An 18,056-nucleotide genomic window follows, 5' to 3' on the forward strand; every position below is an offset into this window, starting at 1 on the left:
GCGGCTCGGCGGCGCGCACCACCATACTGGCCACATCTGGCGCTTATCCCATGACCGCTGGGGAAACCCACACCGGACTCGCACGCGCGCCACACTGCGAAGTGGTACGTCATTTGCCAAGTCGGGCGTGGTCCGCGCCGGGTTGCCTTCCCAAACCCATAGTGGCGCAGATCACAGCCAGCGCCATGCCGCCGAGCAGGAAGAGGTACGAGCCGACTCCCGCGCCGAACAGGAAGTCGCCTTCGGGCCGACTGGTGGTGAGGAAGACGACGGCGACGACCCAGCCGAACGCGGGCGCCACCGCCCCGCCCCGGCTGCCGGTGACCCGCGCCCCGCCGAGGAAGACCCCGGCGGCTCCGGCCAGGGCGAGCAGCAGCCCGCCCGGGAACCAGCCGGCCTGGACGAGGGCGCCGGCGACTCCGACCACGGCGCCGAGCACGGCCAGCCCGAGGAGGGCGACGATCCGCCCGGGGGTCGGCGGCTGCAACGGTTGCGCGAGCATCGGACCGCGTCCGGTGGAACTCATGACGCCTCCTCAAGGCCTTCGAAGAGATCGGTCTCGCGCCCGGCGCCGGGCTCGCCGACCGCCAACTCGTAGTACTCGGTGGTGAATACGGGCTGCGCCAGCTCGTTGCTCAGTGCGAAGCAGGGCGCTCTGCCGGGCGCCCGGGGCGCCACCTCGATCTGGGTGGCGTGGGCGGCCATCGCGGCGGTCTTCGCAAGGGTGTACGCGGTGCCGTCGATCTCGGCGGTGACCCGGTGGTCGTCGACCACGCCCGGCACGTCGCCGACGGCGGCCGGCCTGTCGAAGGGCAGCTTGGGCAGGTCCTCGCGGAGCCGGGCGAAGGCGGCCTCCGCGACCGTGCGCGGGACGCGGTTCCAGTACACCTTGGGGACGCGGTGACCGGCCGCGGCGGCCAGCTCCACGGCCCGCATGGCGACGCGGTGGGCCTGGATGTGGTCCGGGTGGCCGTACCCGCCGTTGTCGTCGTAGGTGACGAGGACCTGGGGGCGGGTCTCCAGGATGACCTCGACCAGGTGCGCGGCGGCCTCGTCGACGTCGGCCCGCCAGAAGCAGTCGGGGGCGTCGTTCTCGGGCAGGCCCATCATCCCGGAGTCGCGGTAGCGGCCGGGGCCGCCGAGCAGCCGGAAGTCGTCGACGCCGAGCGCGCGCATGGCGGCGGTCAGCTCGCCCAGCCGGTACTCGCCCAGCGCGGGGCCGGTGAGGTCCCGCAGCGCGGGCGGGATGACCTCGCCGCCCTCGCCGAGGGTGCAGGTGACCAGCGTCACACGGGCACCCTGGTCCGCGTAGCGGGCCATGGTGGCGCCGTTGTTGATCGACTCGTCGTCCGGGTGCGCGTGCACGAGCAGCAGCGACCGGGCGGGCAGTTCCGTCATGTGCCCACCCTACGAAACGGCACCGACGGTGCCGCGCAGCCCCGGCGTACGACCGGACGGGGTCAGAACTTGATGCTGCCGATCATGCTCGCGACGTTGGTCGTCAGGTCGCTGATCGTCGGCGCGATGGTGGAGGAGGCGAGGTAGAAACCGAGCAGCATGCAGACGACCGCATGACCGCCCTTCAGACCCGACTTCTTGATCAACAAGAAGACGACGATCGCCAGCAGCACCACCGCCGAAATCGAGAGTGCCACGGCGGCTCACCTCCAAAGATCCCAGGGACGCGGGGGGTTCGGACTATGGGGGTTGTAGATCGGTACAGCAAACACACATGGATGCCAGGAGGTTCTTACCCACTCAGCGGTAGTGATCATAACTATGCGTGCTCGCGCATCGCTCGGCGCACGGCCGCACAAGGGGGCGCATGGCCAATATGGTCGGGGCATGACGACCGAGGCTGTCTCATTCCCCCGCCGGCACGCCCGCACCCAGCGATTCACGCTCGGCGCGCCGCGCGCGTTCACCGTGGCCCCCGACGGCTCCCGCGTGGCGTTTCTCCGTTCCGGCTCCGGCACGGACCGGGCCAACTCCCTCTGGATCCTCGACGTGCCGAGCGGCGCCGAGCACCTCGCGGCGGACCCCCGCGCCCTGCTCGGCGGCGCCGAGGAGCACCTCTCGCCCCAGGAGCGGGCCCGCCGCGAACGCAGCCGCGAGGGCGGTGCCGGCATCGTCGGCTACGCCACCGACGCGGCGCTGGAGTTGGCGTCTTTCGCCTTGTCAGGGCGGCTTTTCACGGCGGAGCTGAGGGCCGGCACGGCACGCGAACTCCCGGCCTTGGGACCGGTCGTCGACCCGCGCCCCTCCCCCGACGGCCGCCATGTCGCGTACGTCGCCGGGGGCGCCCTGCGGGTCGTGGGCGCCGAGGGCGAGGGCGACCGGGCGCTCGCGGAGCCGGAGTCGGATCAGGTCACCTACGGATTGGCCGAGTTCATCGCCGCCGAGGAGATGAGCCGCACGCGCGGTTTCTGGTGGTCCCCGGGGTCGGACCGGCTGCTGGTGGCGCGCGTGGACGACACGCCGGTACGGCGGTGGTGGATCGCCGACCCCGCCCACCCCGAGCGTGAGCCACATCATGTCGCCTACCCGGCGGCGGGCACCGAGAACGCGGAGGTACGGCTGTTCGTGCAGGGCCTGGACGGGGAGCGCACGGAGGTCTCCTGGGACCGGGCGCGCTATCCGTACTTGGCGCATGTGCACTGGTCAGAGGCGGGCGCGCCGCTGGTGCTCGTACAGGCGCGCGACCAGCGCAGCCAGCTGTTCCTCGCTGTGGACCCGGGGTCGGGGGCGACCCGGATGGTGCATGCGGACGAAGATCCAACTTGGCTTGAACTGTTCGCCGGAGTGCCCTGCTGGAGCCCCTCGGGACAGCTCGTGCGGATCGCCGACGAGGGCGGCGCCCGGGTGCTGGCGGTGGGTGAACGACCGCTCACCGGAGCGCAGCTGCACATTCGCGCGGTGCTGGACGTGACCTCGGACGACGTGCTGGTCTCCGCGTCCGCCGGCGAGGAGGCCGAGTCGCCGGAGACCGGCGAGGTGCACGTCTACCGGGTCAACGAACTCGGCGTGGAGCGCGTGTCGCAGGAACCGGGCGTGCACTCGGCGGTCCGCGCCGGGGGCGTGACCGTGCTGGTCTCCGCCACCCTGGACCGCGCGGGCCCCCTGGTCCAGGTGCTGCGTGACGGAAAGCAGTTGGCGACTGTCACGTCGTACGCCGAAGATCCCGGTTTGTCCCCGCGCGTGACGCTCATCGAGGGGGGCGCACGCCGAATTCCGTGCGCCGTGCTTATGCCACAGGACTACCACGGAGACACTCCCCTGCCGGTTTTGCTCGACCCCTACGGGGGTCCGCACGGTCAGCGGGTGGTCGCCGCGCACAACGCCCACCTCACCTCGCAGTGGTTCGCCGACCAGGGTTTCGCGGTGGTCGTCGCCGACGGCCGGGGCACCCCGGGCCGCTCGCCGGCCTGGGAGAAGTCCATCAGGGACGACGTCGCCGCGATCGTCCTCCAGGACCAGGTGGACGCGCTCCAGGCGCTCGCCGCCGACTTCCCCCTCGACCTCACCAGGGTCGCCGTCCGCGGCTGGTCCTTCGGCGGCTACCTCGCCGCGCTCGCGGCCCTGCGCCGCCCCGACGTCTTCCACGCGGCGGTCGTCGGCGCACCGGTGACCGACCTGCGCCTCTACGACACCCACTACCAGGAGCGCTACCTCGGCCACCCGGACGAGCAGCCGGAGGTCTACCGCCGCAACTCGGTCATCGACGACGCGGGCCTGACCGAGGCGGCCGAGCCGCACCGCCCGATGATGATCATCCACGGCCTGGCGGACGACAACGTGGTGGTCGCCCACTCCCTGCGGCTCTCCTCCGCCCTGCTGGCCGCGGGCCGCCCGCACGAGGTGCTGCCGCTGTCCGGCGTGACCCACATGACCCCGCAGGAGCAGGTGGCGGAGAACCTCCTGCTGCTCCAACTCGACTTCCTGAAGCGGTCGCTGGGGCTTCGGTAGGGGTACGGCAACGGGCCGGGGCGACATGGCGCGCCCCGGCCCGTTTACGGCACCCGCACGGCCGTACGCTGTTAAGACTGTCGCGTCCGTATATCGGGACCGGGTCAGAGAAGTTGCCTGTGTGTTAACGAGATTGGCCCCCGTTCGTCCCGCTATGCACCCCCGTCGACAAGATCGTCCGTGGGGGCCTCGGGGGGCACCACCCGCTTCTCCTCCGCGAAATGGCAGGCCGAGTCGTGCGCCGCCGGCCCCGGCACATCCCGGAAGACGGCCGGCACCGCGAGCGCCGGCACCTCCAGGGCGCACCGCTCCCGGGCCTTCCAGCACCGGGTACGGAACCGGCACCCCGACGGGATGTCGGTCGGCGACGGCACGTCCCCGCTCAGGATGATCCGCTCCCGGTGCTCCCGCGCCTCGGGGTCGGGCACCGGCACCGCGGAGAGCAGTGCCTGGGTGTACGGGTGGGTCGGATGCTCGTAGATCTCCTCGTCCCTGCCGGTCTCCACGATCCGCCCGAGGTACATCACCCCGACCCGGTCCGAGATGTGCCGCACGATCGACAGGTCGTGCGCGATGAAGACGTACGACAGGTCGAAGTCCTTCTGGAGCCGGTCGAGCAGGTTGATCACCTGGGCCTGGACGGAGACGTCCAGCGCGGAGACCGGCTCGTCCGCGACGATCACCTCCGGCCGCAGCGCGAGCCCCCGCGCGATGCCGATGCGCTGCCGCTGGCCGCCGGAGAACTGGTGCGGGTAGCGGTTGACGTACTCGGGGTTGAGACCCACGACGTCCAGCAGCTCCTGGACCTTCCGGCGCCGGTCGCCCTTGGGAGCCACCTCCGGGTGGATGTCGTACGGCTCCCCGATGATGTCGCCCACCGTCATCCGCGGGTTGAGCGAGGTGTACGGGTCCTGGAAGACCATCTGGATGTTGCGGCGCACCGCCTTGAGCGCCCGGCCGCCCAGTCCGGTGATGTCCTCGCCCTTGTACCTGATCTCCCCGGCCGTCGGCCGCTCCAGGTTGACGAGCATCCTGGCCACGGTCGACTTGCCGCAGCCGGACTCCCCGACGATGCCGAGGGTCTCCCCCCTGCCGAGCACGAAGTCGACCCCGTCGACGGCCTTGACCGCGCCGATCTGCTTCTTGACCAGGATGCCCCGGGTCAGGGGGTAGTGCTTGACCAGTCCGCTCACTTCCAGGATCGGCTCGGCCACCGCGTCAGCCATTGAGGCACTCCCTCCAGAAGTGACAGGCGCTGCCCCGGTCCGGGCCCACGTCGTGCAGGGGCGGCTCGTCGGTGCGGCAGACCTCCCGCGCCATGGGACAGCGCGGGTTGAAGGCGCATCCTGCGGGGATGTGCATGAGGTTGGGCGGCAGGCCCTTGATGGCGTAGAGCTCCTGGCCCTTCTGGTCCAGGCGCGGGATGGAGTCGAGCAGGCCGCGGGTGTAGGGGTGCGCCGGCGCCTTGTAGATGTCATGCACCGGCGCCGACTCGACGATCCGGCCCGCGTACATCACGGCGATCCGGTCGGCGACGTCGGCGACCACGCCCAGGTCGTGGGTGATCAGGATCAGCCCCATGCGGTACTCGCGCCGGAGCTCGGCGAGCAGGTCCATGACCTGGGCCTGGACCGTCACGTCCAGCGCGGTCGTCGGCTCGTCGGCGATGATGAGCGCCGGTTCCAGGGCCAGCGCCATGGCGATCATGATGCGCTGGCGCATGCCCCCGGAGAACTGGTGCGGGTAGTCCCGCACCCGCTGGGCGGCGCCGGGGATGCGCACCCGGTCCATCAGCTCGACGGCCCTGGCGCGCGCGTCCTTCTTGGACATGCCCCGGTGCACGACGAACATCTCGCCGAGCTGGTCGCCGACGCTCAGCACCGGGTTGAGGGCGGACAGCGCGTCCTGGAAGATCATCGCCATCCCGGCGCCCCGGATCCTGCGTCTCTCCTCCTCCTTGAGCTTGAGCAGGTCCCGCCCCTGGAAGAGGATCTCGCCGGCGCCGATCCGCCCCGGCGGTGTGTCCAGGATGCCCATCACGGCCTGGGCGGTCACCGACTTGCCGGAGCCCGACTCGCCGAGCACCGCGAGCGTCTCCCCCTCGTCGACGGCGTAGGAGACGCCGTTGACGGCGTGGGCGACCCCGTCCCGGGTCCGGAACTCCACGTGCAGGTCGCGTACTTCGAGCAGCACGGCGCTCACCTCAGCTTCGGGTCGAGGGCGTCGCGCACCGCGTCGCCGAGCATGATGAAGGCCAGGACGGTGACGGCGAGGGCTCCGGAGGGCCACAGCAGCGCGTGCGGGGCGTTGCGGATGTAGGGGGAGGCCGCGGAGATGTCGATGCCCCAGGAGACGCTGGGCGGCTTCAGGCCGACGCCGAGGTAGGAGAGCGTCGCCTCCAGCGCGATGTAGGTGCCGAGCGCGATGGTCGCCACGACGATGACGGGGGCCACGGCGTTGGGCGCGATGTGCCGCAGCAGGATGCGCGAGTGGGAGGCGCCGAGGGCGCGGGCGGCCTGGACGTAGTCGTTCTGCTTGGCGGTGATCACCGAGCCGCGGGCGATCCGGGAGATCTGGGGCCAGCCGAGCAGCACCATGAACCCGATGACCGGCCAGACCGTGTTGCTGGTCACCACGGAGAGGAGGACGAGACCGCCGAGGACGACCGGGATCGCGAAGAAGACGTCGGTGATCCGGGACAGGAGCGAGTCCCAGACCCCGCCGAAGAAGCCGGCGAGGCCGCCCAGCGCCGAGCCGAGCAGCGCGACCCCGAGCGTGGCGCAGACGCCCACCGTGACGGACGTACGGGCCCCGTAGACGGTCCGGGTGTAGACGTTGCAGCCCTGTCCGTCGTAGCCGAAGGGGGCGCCCGGCTGGGAGCCCTCCTGGGCCTTGGCGAGGTCGCAGCTGAGCGGGGAGCCGGAGGCGATCAGGGACGGCCAGACGGAGATGACGACCAGGAAGAGGATGACGAGCGCGGAGACGATGAAGACCGGGTTGCGCCGCAGGTCCCGCCAGGCGTCGGACCAGAGCGAGCGGGGCTTGCCGGCCGGGCCGGTGCCGAGCGGTCCGCCGGGAGTCTTCTCCAGCGTCTCGGCCTCGGTGGTCGCGAGGTCCATCGCGCCGCCCGCACCGGTGCCCGCGATCGCCCGGTCGGGCTCGAACGGCTGCTCAGGCATAGCGGATCCTCGGGTCGAGTACGGCGTAGAGAAGGTCGACGAGGAGGTTGGCGACCAGGAAGACCAGGACGAGGACGGTCACGAAGCCCACCACCGTCTGGGTGTTCTGCCGCAGGATCCCCTGGTAGAGCTGGTAGCCGACGCCGTGGATGTTGAAGATCCGCTCGGTGACGATGGCGCCGCCCATCAGCGCGCCGATGTCGGTGCCGATGAAGGTGACGACCGGGATCAGGGAGTTGCGCAGCAGGTGCCTGGTGACCACCCGGTGCCGGGGCAGCCCCTTGGCGACGGCCGTACGGACGTAGTCGCTCCGCTTGTTCTCGGCGATGGAGGTGCGGGTCAGCCGGGTGACGTAGGCGAGCGAGACGGAGGCGAGGACGAGCCCCGGCACGATCAGCTCGCCGAAGGTGGCGTCGGCGGAGACGGAGGGTTTGATCCAGCCCCACTCCACGCCGAGCAGCAGCTGGAGCAGCAGACCGGTGACGAAGGTCGGTACGGAGATGACGACCAGGGTGGCCAGCAGCACGCCGGTGTCGACGGGCCGTCCGCGCTTGAGGCCGGTGAGGACGCCGAGCGTGATGCCGATGACGACCTCGAAGAGGATGGCCACGATCGTCAGCCGGACGGTGACGGGGAACGCGGACGCCATCAGCTCGGTGACCGGCTGCCCGTTGAACGCCGTACCGAAGTCGCCGGTGAAGACGTTCCCCATATAGGTGAGGTATTGCTGCCACACCGGCTTGTCGAGGCCGAACTCCTTCTTCAGCTGGGCGGCGGTCGCCGGGTCGCAGGCGCGTTCGCCGCACAGCCCGGCGATCGGGTCGCCCATGACGTTGACCATCAGGAAGATCAGCAGCGTGGCCCCGACGAACACCGGGATCATCTGGAGCAGCCGCCGTACGACGTAGCGCCCCATGCCGGCTCAGCTCACCTTGATCTCGTTGTAGACCGGGACGCTGAACGGATTGAGCGCCACCCCGGACAGCCGCTCCGAGTAGCCCGCGCTGCCGTTCTGGTACCAGAGCGGGATGGCGGCCATGTTGTCGCGGACGACCTCCTCGGCCTGCTGGAAGGTCGAGACGGCCTTGGCGGTGTCGGTCTCGGCGTTGGCCTGGTCGACGAGCTTGTCGAAGTCCTTGTTGGACCACTTGCCGTCGTTGGAGGAGGCGTTGGTGTAGTAGAGCGGCTGGAGGAAGTTCTGGATGAGCGGGTAGTCCATCTGCCAGCCCGCCCGGAACGGTCCGGTCATCTTGTGCTGGCCGATCTGGTTGCGGAAGTCGGCGAAGGTGCCGACCGGGTTCCCGACGCACGCCTTGTCGTTGCCCAGCGCGTTGTTGATGGAGTTGCACACGGCGTCCACCCACATCCTGTGCGAGCCGGTGTCGGCGTTGTACGTGATCTTCAGCTGCCCGCCGGGCAGGCCCCCGCCCTCCTGGATCAGCTTCTTGGCCTGGGCGGGGTCGTAGTCGCAGGCGCTCCCGCACAGCCCTTCCTTGAAGCCGCCCTCGGCGCCGAGCACCGGGGAGGTCCAGTCGGTGGCCGGGGTGCGGGTGTTCTGGAAGATGGTCTGGGTGATCTGCTTCCGGTTGATGGCCATGGACAGGCCGGTGCGCACCTTCTCCGCCCCGCTCCTGCTCCAGGCGCTGTCGTAGTAGGGGAAGGCGAGGGTCTGGATGATGCCGGCCGGGGTGTTGATGTAGCGGTCGCCGAGGTCGTTCTTGACGTTCTTCAGCTGTGAGGCGGGAACGTCGTCGACGAGGTCGAGGTTGCCGGCGATCAGGTCGGTGTAGGCGGTGTCGTTGTCCGTGTAGACCTTGAGGGTCACCCCGGCGTTCTGCGCCTTGTCGTCCCCGGGGTAGCCGTCCCACTTCCTCAGGGCCATCTGCGAGCCCTTGGTGTACGACTGGATGCTGTACGGCCCGTTGCCGACCGGCCGCTCCAGCCAGCCGGCGTGGTCGGAGAAGAAGGACCGGGGCAGCGGGGCGAAGGCCGCGTAGCCGAGGGTGTCGGGGAAGCTGGAGAACTTCTGGTTCAGCCGGACGGTGAAGGTCCTGTCGTCGACGGCCTTCAGGCCGGAGAGGGTGTCGGCGCTCTGGGTGCCGGTGTCCGGGTGGACCTTGTCGTAGCCCTCGATGTAGCCGAAGAAGTAGGCGTTCTTCTGGTTGTTCTTCAGGCTCGCCCCGTAGTTCCAGGCGTCGACGAAGGACCTGGCGGTCACCTTCTCCCCGTTGGAGAAGGTCCAGCCGTCCTTGAGGGTGATCGTGAAGTTCTGCGAGTCGCTCGTGTCGATCTTGTCGGCGAGCATGTTCTGGGCCTTGCCGGTCTTCGGGTCGTACTTCTTCAGGCCCCGGAAGATCATGTCGAGGACCTTGCCGCCCTGGACCTCGTTGGTGTTGGCCGGCTCCAGGGGGTTCTGCGGGTCGCCCCAGGAGGAGCTGAGCACGCCGCTCTCACCGCCTCCGCCCCCGCTGCCGCCGCCGCCCCCGCAGGCCGTGGCGGCGAGCGCCACCACCACCGCACAGACCGCCCCTCGGGCGTGCGTGGCTGAACGCATGGCGTGCCTCCTCCGTGAAGCATGATCGGCGAATGATCCGCTATCGGCCAATATTGACCTAATCGGCTCATATCGCCCGCCCGTTGCCCCGAACGGAGGCTTCCCCGGGGTGCCGTGACGGCCTTTGGAGGGACACCTCACCCGATTGCCGACGGCCCCTCGGAGGGCGCTTGAGGATCTTGCCGGAGGTGCGCAATGGATCTCCGGGCAACGATGCCGAAACGTTGGATTGCGGCCCGTCGATGTACGCATTTCGGCACCCACGCGTCCGCATAACGAACTCCTTGCCCGTTTCGCGCAGTTCGCCCGAACTAAAGCACGGTGCGATCACGACGCGCTACCCGCGTAGCTACGGAACGGTCAAGGCCAGGCAAAAAAGGTAAAGAGACATTCAAGCCGCCCGAGAATTTATTGACCTTGAATGAATTGCGTTGAAAAAGTCCGGCGTAGCCCGTAGGGGAGTGTGCCCTGCGGAGTCATCAGACCCTCCCTTGGGCCAGGAGCACCATGACCCCCCCAACTCCATCAGCGGCCGCCCCGCTCGAGGTGACCGACGAGACCGCGCAGAAGTCGATCACTTCGGACGGTTCGAAGGGCAACGAGAGCAGGTCCCCGGGCCGCCTGGCCTGGAAGCGCTTCAAGCGCGACCGGACGGGCGTTATATCCGCTTACGTCGTGATCTTCTTCTTCGTGATCGCGATCGCTGCCCCGCTCATAGCGAAGCTGTACGGGAAGAACCCGTACACGACCTACGCGAGCGACCGGCCGGAACTCCTCGACGCCTTCTCGTACCCCGCGGGGCCCAATGGCGGGATGAGCTCGGAGTTCTGGTTCGGCATCGAGCCGCAGCTGGGACGGGACGTCTTCACCTTCCTGCTCTACGGCATCCGGACCTCCCTCGGTATCGCCCTGGCGGCCACGCTTCTCACCTGCGTCGCGGGTGTCGTCATCGGCGTGACGGCCGGCTACCTCGGCGGCAGGACCGACTACCTGGTCAGCCGGGTCATCGACATCGTGCTGTCGTTCCCCTCCACGCTGTTCTTCATCGCCTTCATGCCGGTCGTCTACGGCCTCTTCATCGCCCCCGACGACAACGTGCCGACCTGGCTGGTCGCGGTCTCCCTCATCGTCGTCCTGTCGGCCTTCGGCTGGGCCTCCATCGCCCGCCTGCTGCGCGGCCAGGTACTCGGTCTGCGTGAGCGCGAGTTCGTCGAGGCTGCCAAGGTCACGGGCGCGTCCCCGATGCGCGTCGTGTTCAAGGAACTCCTCCCGAACCTGTGGACGCCGATCATCATCCAGGCCACGCTCATGCTGCCGGCCTATGTGACCGCCGAGGCCGGTCTGGCCTTCCTCGGCGTCGGAATCACCGACCCGACCCCCGACTGGGGCGTCATGATCGGCCGAGGCGCCCAGTTCTACTCGCAGGACTTCACCTTCATGCTCTTCCCGGGCCTCTCGATGGTGATCTTCGTCCTGGCGTTCAACCTGCTCGGCGACTCTGTGCGCGACGCGCTCGACCCGAAGTCCAAGCGGTAGCCATCCAGCTCCACCCGGCCCGGTTCAACGACGTCCGGCTGGTTCCGACCGTTCCGAATTGACCCCTACAGGCAGGCTCGACATGTCTTTTTCTCGCAGAAACTTCCTCATCGCGACCGGTGTGGCCGCGGCTTCCACCACCGTGTTGAGCGCCTGCAGCAGCGGTGACGACAGCAAGAGCACGTCGAAGATCCCCTCGGTCTCCACCGCGAAGACGATGGACATCCCGGTCGGCACCAAGGCCGACTCGACCGGCCCTGCCCCCGAGGTCGCCGGCGCGGTCAAGGGCGGGACGATCTACTCGCTCGACCAGTTCGACATGGACCACCTGGACCCGGCGCAGATCTACGTCTCCACCGAGGGCGCCATCACCCGTCCGATCCTGCGCGGTCTGACCGGCTACAAGGTCGACGACAAGGGCGGCGCCACGCTGGTCGGCGACGTCGCGACCGACGCCGGCACCATGAAGGACGGCGGCAAGACCTGGTCGTTCACGATCAAGGACGGCATCAAGTGGGAGGACGGCGCCGAGCTGTCCATGGACGACGTCCGCCACAGCTTCGAGCGTCTCTTCGCCTCCTTCGTCACCGAGGGTCCGCGCTACGTCCAGCAGTGGCTGGTCGGCGGCGACAAGTACAAGGGCCCCTACTCCGGCAAGAGCCTCTCCTCGATCGAGGTCTCCGGCAGGACGATCACGTTCACCCTCACCGAGGCCCGCACCGACTTCAACTTCACCCTGGCCATGCCGGGTTACGGCCTGGTGCCGAAGAAGCACGACACCAAGGAGGCGTACGACAAGCACCCGTACGCCCTCGGCCCCTACAAGATCGGTGACCGCCAGGTCGGCAAGTCGCTGACGTTCGTGCGCAACGAGCACTGGGACGCCAGCACCGACTCGATGCGCAACGCCTACCCGGACAAGTTCGTCTTCCAGTTCGGCTTCCAGCCGGTCGCCGCCACCGACCGCTACATCGCGGACAAGGGCAACGACCAGTACGCGATGTCGATCTTCAACGAGGTCGCGGCCGAGCGCATCGCCCAGGTGCTCACCAACGCCAAGCTGAAGAAGCGCGTCCTCACCCAGGTCGACACGGTCACCTACTACTGGCCGATCAACATGACCCGGGTCAAGGACCTGAAGGTCCGCCAGGCGATCAACTGGGCGTGGCCGCACCAGCAGCTGCAGACCATCCGCGGCGGCCGGTCCACCAGCGAGCTGGCGACCACGATCCTCAGCCCGGTGACCCCCGGCTACAAGAAGTTCGACCTCTACGGCGTGGACAAGAAGCCGGGCGGCGACGCGGCCAAGGCCAAGGCCCTGCTGAAGGAGGCCGGCCAGGTCGGCTACAAGCTGGTCATCGCCTACCAGCAGTCGGACAACGCCGTGAAGCAGGCCGTCGCGATCAAGAACGCTCTGGAGGAGGCCGGCTTCACGGTCGTCAACAAGCAGATCGACAAGACGACCTTCTACACCCAGATCGGCAAGATCGACAACGGCTACGACCTGTTCGCGGCCGGCTGGAGCCCGGACTGGCCGAACGGCTACTCGGTCTTCTACCCGTGCTGGAGCGGTGAGAACATCGGTGACGGCCGCAGCAACTACGCGCAGCTGAACGACGCCACCGTCAACAAGGCGATCAACGCGGCCGCGAAGATCGCCGACACCAAGGCCGCCAACAAGGCCTGGGGCAACGTCGACGAGCAGATCATGGAGCTCTCGGCGGTCGTCCCGGACTACCACTCCATCCGCAACTGGATGTACGGATCGAAGGTCGGCAACGTCGTGTACGACGCCGGCAACACCTGCATCGCGCTGTGCAAGCTGTACGCCAAGAAGTAAGCACGTAAGACCCCGGGGGACGGCCACGACCTGGCCGTCCCCCTCCGGCCCCCCTCTCTTACCCCCGGCGACGGCGCCCCGTCCGGAAAGTCACGCCCCATGTTCCGCTTCCTTGTCCGCCGAACCCTCGGCGCGCTGGTCATCCTGTTGATCATCAGCGCCGTCACCTTCTGGCTCTTCTACGCCATCCCGCGTGACCCCGCCACGATGTCCTGCGGCAAGAACTGCACGCCCGACATGCTGGCGCAGATCCGGAAGAACCTGGGCATCAACCACCCGGTCCCGGTGCAGTACTGGGAGTGGCTCAAGGGCGTCTTCGTCGGCCGCGAGTACGCCGGCTTCGGACACTGCGACGCACCCTGCTTCGGGTACTCGTTCGCCAACCGCGAGCCCGTCCTCGGCACCATCCTGGACCGGCTCCCGCTGACCCTCTCGCTGGCCTTCGGGTCGGCCGTGGTCTTCCTGGTCTTCGGCATCGGCACCGGCATGCTGGCCGCCGTCAAGCAGGGCAAGTGGCAGGACAAGGTGGCCAGCTCGGCGTCACTGGTGGCCTCCTCGCTGCAGATCTACTTCGTCGGCTACGTCGCGATGTACTTCCTGGTCGCGAAGCTCGGCATCCTGGACAACCCGTCGTACACGCCGATCACCGAGAACCCGGTCGAGTGGGTCTCCGGCCTGCTGCTGCCCTGGCTGGTGCTGGCCCTCATCTGGACCGCCAACTACACGCGTATGACGCGCTCGCAGCTGGTCGAGACGCTCAGCGAGGACTTCGTCCGCACCGCGCGCGCCAAGGGCATGTCCCGCCGCAACGTGTTCTTCCGGTTCGCCTGGCGCGGTGCCATGGGCCCGATCGTCACCATCTTCGGCATCGACCTCGCCACCCTCATCGGCGGCGCGATGATCACCGAGTACACCTTCAGCCTCCAGGGCGTCGGCCGGCTCGCGGTCGACTCCGTGGAGAAGAGCGACCTGCCCATGCTGCTCGGAGTGACGCTGCTGGCGGCCGGCGCGATCGTGATCTTCAACATCGTCGTCGACGCCGTCTACGCCAGCATCGACCCGCGGATCCGGCTCGCCTGACCTCCGCCCCCACCCCCTACCCCTCGCATCACCCCCCAGGAGCGTCCCCGTGACGAGCACCGATCAGCAGCCGTTCCTCTCCGTCAAGGACCTCAAGGTCCACTTCTCCACCGAGGACGGCACCGTCAAGGCCGTCGACGGGCTCAGCTTCGACCTCGTCAAGGGCCAGACACTCGGCATCGTGGGCGAGTCGGGCTCCGGCAAGTCCGTCACCAACCTGACGATCCTGGGTCTGCACGACCCCGCCCGCACCCAGATCGACGGCGAGATCCTGCTCGACGGCAAGGAGCTGCTGACAGCCTCCGAGCGCGAGCTGGAGAAGCTGCGCGGCAACAAGATGTCGATGATCTTCCAGGACGCGCTGGCCTCGCTGTCGCCGTACCACACCGTCGGCAAGCAGATCGCCGAGGTGTACCGCAAGCACACCGGTGCCTCCAAGAAGGAGTCCCGGGCGCGGGCGATCGAGATGCTGAAGCGGGTCGGCATCCCGCAGCCGGAAATCCGGGTGGACGACTACCCGCACCTGTTCTCCGGCGGTATGCGCCAGCGCGCGATGATCGCCATGGCCCTGGTCTGCGACCCCGAGCTGCTGATCGCCGACGAGCCCACCACCGCGCTCGACGTGACCGTCCAGGCCCAGATCATGGACCTCCTCAAGGACCTCCAGCAGGAGTTCGGCACCGCGATCATCTTCATCACCCACGACCTCGGCGTCATCGCCGACATCGCGGACGACGTGCTGGTGATGTACGGCGGCCGGTGTGTGGAGCGGGGCACGAAGAAGCAGGTGCTGGGCGCTCCGCAGCACCCGTACACGCTCGGCCTGCTCAACTCCATGCCGGCTCTGGACGGACCGGTCGACGTACCCCTGTCGCCGATCCCCGGCTCGCCGCCCTCGCTGCTCAACCCGCCGTCGGGCTGCCGCTTCCACCCGCGCTGCGCGTTCGCGGAGAAGGTGCCGGGCGGGAAGTGCTCCAGCGAGCGTCCGGAACTCCGGCTGGTCGAGGGGCGCGGCTCCGCCTGCCACCTGGAACTGGGCAAGCGCGACGAACTCTTCGCCGACTACGCCGCGACCGGCAGCAACTGACGGACACGAGACGGGACTTCACGATCATGAGCAACACGAACCCCCTCCTGGACGTCTCCGGGCTGACCAAACACTTCCCGATCAGGGGCGGCTTCCCGATCAAGCGGACGATCGGCGCGGTGCAGGCCGTGGACGGGCTGGACTTCCAGGTCGCCGAGGGCGAGAGCCTGGGCCTGGTCGGCGAGTCGGGCTGCGGCAAGTCGACCACGGGCCGCCTGATCACCCGGCTGCTGGAGCCCACGGGCGGCAGCATCACCTACCGCGGCCAGGACATCACGCACGCGGGCCGCCGTCAGCTGGCGCCGATCCGGTCCGAGATCCAGATGATCTTCCAGGACCCGTACGCCTCGCTGAACCCGCGCCAGACCGTCGGCAAGATCATCTCCGGTCCGATGGAGATCAACGGCATCAATCCGGAGGGCGGCCGCGAGAAGCGGGTCCGCGAACTCCTGGAGATCGTCGGCCTGAACCCGGAGCACTTCAACCGCTTCCCGCACGAGTTCTCCGGCGGCCAGCGCCAGCGCATCGGCGTCGCCCGCGCGCTCGCCCTCGAACCCAAGCTGATCGTCGCCGACGAGCCCGTCTCCGCGCTGGACGTCTCCATCCAGGCCCAGGTCGTCAACCTCCTCCAGAAGGTCCAGAAGGAACTGGGCATCGCCTTCGTCTTCATCGCCCACGACCTGGCGATCGTGCGGCACTTCTCACAGCGCGTCGCGGTGATGTACCTCGGTAAGATCGTGGAGATCGCCGACCGCGAGGACCTGTACGACAACCCGCGCCACCCCTACACGCGGGCGCTGCTGTCCGCCGTACCCGAGGCGACGGTGGAGGCGGAACCGCGCGAGCGCATCCGTCTGGTCGGTGACGTGCCGTCCCCGATCAACCCGCCGTCGGGCTGCCGCTTCCGCACCCGCTGCTGGAAGGCGACGGAGAAGTGCGCGACCGAGGCCCCGCCGCTGGTGCAGGCCGAGGGCAACAAGCCCGGCCACCTGACCGCGTGCCACTACCCTGAGGTACGGGACATGGTTCCCGCCCCGCGCCTCTCCAAGGACCCCGAGGCAGCGGCCTGACACACCCCTTTCGTCAGCCGTCGCCTGCGGAACGGACATTCTCCGGCCCATTGACCCGAGCCCCGAACGTCCGCTCCAGGGGAGAAGGGCCCGCACCTCCCCGGTGCGGGCCCTTCTTCATTCCCGCTCGGCGCTCTCGGCGGGCCGCGGTGCCGCCGGGCCCTGGAGGGGGCCGTCCGGGGCGGGCACCTGCTCCTGCGCGTCCGGGGCCCGCAACGAGCGCACCCCGGGGGACAGCAGCGCGGCGAGCGTGGCCGCGACGGTCAGGGCCGCGCAGAGCAGCAGCATCCGGTCGGTGCCGAAGGCGTCGGCTGCGGGTCCGGCCAGGGCGAGGCCGAGCGGGGCGAGGGCGAGGGAGCCGAACCAGTCGTAGGAACTGACCCGGGACAGAGCCTCCTCGGGGACCTCCCGCTGCATGGTGGTGGCCCACAGCACACCGAAGAAGTCCAGGCTGACACCGGCCGCGAAGGCTCCCGCGGCGACGGTCCACAGGGGCGCCCCGGCCCCGAGGAGGGCGGGCGGCAGGGCGACGGGCAGGGTGAACAGGACCGCCGCGAGGATCGGCCGACCGACGCGGGTACGGGCCGCGATGCCGGCGCCCGCCACGGAGCCCAGGGCCTGCGCGGCCACCACCAGCGACCAGGCGCGGGCCCCGCCGAAGCGGGCGCTCGCCGCCAGTGGTCCCAGCACGCCGGCGTTGGCGTTCATGGCGGCGACCACCAGGGAGAACTGGACGACGACCACCCACAGCCACTGCCGGGAGGCGAACTCCCGCCAGCCCTCGCGCAGATCGGCCCAGCCGGAGGCGGGCTTCCGCGGGCGCCGGCTCAGCCGCAGGGAGGAGGTGAGCGCGGCGCTCACCACGAACGACAGGCCGTTGAGGGCCAGCGCCCAACCGGCCCCGGCCCATGCGACGGTGACGCCCGACAGGGCCAGTCCCAGCAGGAGGGAGGTGTTGGTGCCGACCCGCAGCAGGCCGTTGGCCCGCTGGAGATCGTCGGCGGGCACCAGCTGCGGGATGACCCCCTCCATCGCGGGCGAGAAGAGAGCGGACGCGATGCCCGCCGTGACCGCCAGCGCGCACAGCGCGGCGACGGGCGCACGGCCGCTGAGCACCATGGCCGCGAGTCCGCCGTAGGAGAGGGCGCCCAGCACGTCCGCCGCGGCCATCAGCCGGGAGCGGGAGACCCGGTCGGCGATCACTCCGCCCACCAGGACCAGGGCGAGCTGCGGAACCGCCTGGCAGGCGACGACGAGGGAGAGCTCTCCCGGGGTCGCGCCGGGCAGCGAGAGCACCGCGAACGCGAGGGCGATCCGGGCGAACCCGTTGCCGAGGACGGAGACGATCCGAGCCAGCGCGAGCCGGACGAATCCGGCGTTGCGCAGTAAGGAAGGCGCGCGTTCAGCATCAGACATGGACGCGCATGCTACGCCCCGCCCGTCACTCCTCGACGAACAGCTCCGAGGCGTCCGTGACGTGCATCGCCCGCTGGGTCCAGATCTCCAGCCGGCCCAGATCCGTACAGGCGTTCACCCGCTCGCGGACGGCGAACCTCACCGGGATACCGCGCCACCGCAGAATCTGGAGAAGGGTCTCGGCACACTGCTGCACACGCCCTTCCTCGCGCCCCTCCTGCCGCCCTTCCTCCCGCACCTGTTCCGCGAGCGGGTGCCGCCAGAAGTACTGGATCGCCGTCATCAGGTCCCTCCACATCTGCTTCGCCCGGGGTTCGACCAGGCACGA

16 protein-coding genes and 1 pseudogene are annotated in these 18,056 nt (G+C 69.2%); 6 read left to right on the forward strand and 11 right to left on the reverse strand.

Annotated elements, in window-relative coordinates; all coding sequences use genetic code 11:
• Positions 1-109: 109 nt before the first annotated feature.
• From ACZ619_RS43830 to ACZ619_RS43840, 3 genes are all read right to left on the reverse strand, one after another.
• Positions 110-526: a DUF6113 family protein gene (locus ACZ619_RS43830; protein ID WP_469611564.1), complete on the reverse strand. Its 417-nt coding sequence runs from the start codon at positions 524-526 to the stop codon at positions 110-112.
• The gene (mshB, locus tag ACZ619_RS43835) at positions 523-1,398 is read right to left on the reverse strand and encodes an N-acetyl-1-D-myo-inositol-2-amino-2-deoxy-alpha-D-glucopyranoside deacetylase (RefSeq protein WP_469611565.1); all 876 of its coding nucleotides are present in this window, start codon (positions 1,396-1,398) and stop codon (positions 523-525) included. Before mshB ends, ACZ619_RS43830 begins: the two co-directional genes overlap by 4 nt.
• A 62-nt stretch (positions 1,399-1,460) precedes the next feature.
• Positions 1,461-1,655 carry a hypothetical protein gene (locus tag ACZ619_RS43840; RefSeq protein ID WP_351318948.1) on the reverse strand — a complete coding sequence of 65 codons (195 nt, stop codon included), beginning with the start codon at positions 1,653-1,655 and terminating at the stop codon, positions 1,461-1,463.
• A 190-nt stretch (positions 1,656-1,845) separates the two neighbouring features.
• On the opposite strand from ACZ619_RS43840, the gene ACZ619_RS43845 reads away from it, so the two are divergent.
• Positions 1,846-3,966, forward strand: a complete 2,121-nt coding sequence (locus ACZ619_RS43845) for a S9 family peptidase (RefSeq protein ID WP_469611566.1) — start codon at positions 1,846-1,848, stop codon at positions 3,964-3,966.
• 152 nt (positions 3,967-4,118) lie between these two features.
• Here the strand turns inward: ACZ619_RS43845 and ACZ619_RS43850 are convergent, their stop codons facing one another.
• From ACZ619_RS43850 to ACZ619_RS43870, 5 genes are read right to left on the reverse strand one after another with little or no spacing between them, the layout of a single operon-like run.
• A complete protein-coding gene (locus ACZ619_RS43850; protein WP_469611567.1) occupies positions 4,119-5,192 on the reverse strand; it encodes an ABC transporter ATP-binding protein in 1,074 nt (357 codons plus the stop codon).
• On the reverse strand, positions 5,185-6,159 hold the full coding sequence (locus ACZ619_RS43855) for an ABC transporter ATP-binding protein (protein WP_469611568.1): 975 nt from the start codon (positions 6,157-6,159) through the stop codon (positions 5,185-5,187). The genes ACZ619_RS43850 and ACZ619_RS43855 overlap by 8 nt, the downstream gene beginning before the upstream one ends.
• A gap of 5 nt (positions 6,160-6,164) precedes the next feature.
• Positions 6,165-7,145, reverse strand: coding sequence for an ABC transporter permease (locus tag ACZ619_RS43860; RefSeq protein ID WP_469611569.1), 981 nt, complete (start codon positions 7,143-7,145; stop codon positions 6,165-6,167).
• Positions 7,138-8,061, reverse strand: a complete 924-nt coding sequence (locus ACZ619_RS43865; RefSeq protein WP_469611570.1) for an ABC transporter permease — start codon at positions 8,059-8,061, stop codon at positions 7,138-7,140. Before ACZ619_RS43865 ends, ACZ619_RS43860 begins: the two co-directional genes overlap by 8 nt.
• 6 nt (positions 8,062-8,067) lie before the next feature.
• A complete protein-coding gene (locus ACZ619_RS43870) occupies positions 8,068-9,699 on the reverse strand; it encodes a peptide ABC transporter substrate-binding protein (protein WP_469611571.1) in 1,632 nt (543 codons plus the stop codon).
• Positions 9,700-10,206: 507 nt separating this feature from the next.
• On the opposite strand from ACZ619_RS43870, the gene ACZ619_RS43875 reads away from it, so the two are divergent.
• The gene (locus tag ACZ619_RS43875) at positions 10,207-11,235 is read left to right on the forward strand and encodes an ABC transporter permease (protein ID WP_469611572.1); all 1,029 of its coding nucleotides are present in this window, start codon (positions 10,207-10,209) and stop codon (positions 11,233-11,235) included.
• A 24-nt stretch (positions 11,236-11,259) separates the two neighbouring features.
• Here ACZ619_RS43875 and ACZ619_RS43880 read toward each other — a convergent pair whose 3' ends face one another.
• Positions 11,260-11,460 carry a hypothetical protein gene (locus ACZ619_RS43880; protein WP_469611573.1) on the reverse strand — a complete coding sequence of 67 codons (201 nt, stop codon included), beginning with the start codon at positions 11,458-11,460 and terminating at the stop codon, positions 11,260-11,262.
• On the opposite strand from ACZ619_RS43880, the gene ACZ619_RS43885 reads away from it, so the two are divergent.
• From ACZ619_RS43885 to ACZ619_RS43900, 4 genes are all read left to right on the forward strand, one after another.
• Positions 11,453-13,075, forward strand: coding sequence for an ABC transporter substrate-binding protein (locus ACZ619_RS43885; protein ID WP_469611574.1), 1,623 nt, complete (start codon positions 11,453-11,455; stop codon positions 13,073-13,075). The two genes, ACZ619_RS43880 and ACZ619_RS43885, sit on opposite strands and share 8 nt — an antisense overlap.
• A 99-nt stretch (positions 13,076-13,174) precedes the next feature.
• Entirely contained in the window at positions 13,175-14,155 is a 981-nt protein-coding gene (locus tag ACZ619_RS43890) for an ABC transporter permease (protein WP_469611575.1), read from the forward strand.
• Between the two features lie 49 nt (positions 14,156-14,204).
• Positions 14,205-15,242 carry an ABC transporter ATP-binding protein gene (locus ACZ619_RS43895; protein WP_469611576.1) on the forward strand — a complete coding sequence of 346 codons (1,038 nt, stop codon included), beginning with the start codon at positions 14,205-14,207 and terminating at the stop codon, positions 15,240-15,242.
• A gap of 26 nt (positions 15,243-15,268) precedes the next feature.
• Entirely contained in the window at positions 15,269-16,312 is a 1,044-nt protein-coding gene (locus tag ACZ619_RS43900; protein ID WP_469611577.1) for an ABC transporter ATP-binding protein, read from the forward strand.
• A gap of 117 nt (positions 16,313-16,429) precedes the next feature.
• Here the strand turns inward: ACZ619_RS43900 and ACZ619_RS43905 are convergent, their stop codons facing one another.
• The gene (locus ACZ619_RS43905) at positions 16,430-17,728 is read right to left on the reverse strand and encodes an MFS transporter (protein WP_469611578.1); all 1,299 of its coding nucleotides are present in this window, start codon (positions 17,726-17,728) and stop codon (positions 16,430-16,432) included.
• 25 nt (positions 17,729-17,753) lie between these two features.
• Positions 17,754-18,056: pseudogene (locus ACZ619_RS43910) on the reverse strand (hypothetical protein); the annotation flags it as partial.

The sequence above is a fragment of the Streptomyces sp. NPDC104367 genome, assembly GCF_055583825.1.

Coding starts and splice junctions, on each gene's coding strand:
- ACZ619_RS43885 (WP_469611574.1), top strand. CDS start 11,453: ATGGACATCCCGGTCGGCACCAAGGCCGACTCGACCGGCCCTGCCCCC.
- ACZ619_RS43900 (WP_469611577.1), top strand. CDS start 15,269: ATGAGCAACACGAACCCCCTCCTGGACGTCTCCGGGCTGACCAAACAC.
- ACZ619_RS43880 (WP_469611573.1), bottom strand. CDS start 11,460: ATGTCCATCGTCTTCGCGGTGGAGACCGAGGGGATCTTCGACGTGCTC.
- ACZ619_RS43850 (WP_469611567.1), bottom strand. CDS start 5,192: ATGGCTGACGCGGTGGCCGAGCCGATCCTGGAAGTGAGCGGACTGGTC.
- ACZ619_RS43890 (WP_469611575.1), top strand. CDS start 13,175: ATGTTCCGCTTCCTTGTCCGCCGAACCCTCGGCGCGCTGGTCATCCTG.
- ACZ619_RS43870 (WP_469611571.1), bottom strand. CDS start 9,699: ATGCGTTCAGCCACGCACGCCCGAGGGGCGGTCTGTGCGGTGGTGGTG.
- ACZ619_RS43905 (WP_469611578.1), bottom strand. CDS start 17,728: ATGTCTGATGCTGAACGCGCGCCTTCCTTACTGCGCAACGCCGGATTC.
- ACZ619_RS43860 (WP_469611569.1), bottom strand. CDS start 7,145: ATGCCTGAGCAGCCGTTCGAGCCCGACCGGGCGATCGCGGGCACCGGT.
- ACZ619_RS43875 (WP_469611572.1), top strand. CDS start 10,207: ATGACCCCCCCAACTCCATCAGCGGCCGCCCCGCTCGAGGTGACCGAC.
- ACZ619_RS43865 (WP_469611570.1), bottom strand. CDS start 8,061: ATGGGGCGCTACGTCGTACGGCGGCTGCTCCAGATGATCCCGGTGTTC.
- ACZ619_RS43845 (WP_469611566.1), top strand. CDS start 1,846: ATGACGACCGAGGCTGTCTCATTCCCCCGCCGGCACGCCCGCACCCAG.
- mshB (WP_469611565.1), bottom strand. CDS start 1,398: ATGACGGAACTGCCCGCCCGGTCGCTGCTGCTCGTGCACGCGCACCCG.
- ACZ619_RS43830 (WP_469611564.1), bottom strand. CDS start 526: ATGAGTTCCACCGGACGCGGTCCGATGCTCGCGCAACCGTTGCAGCCG.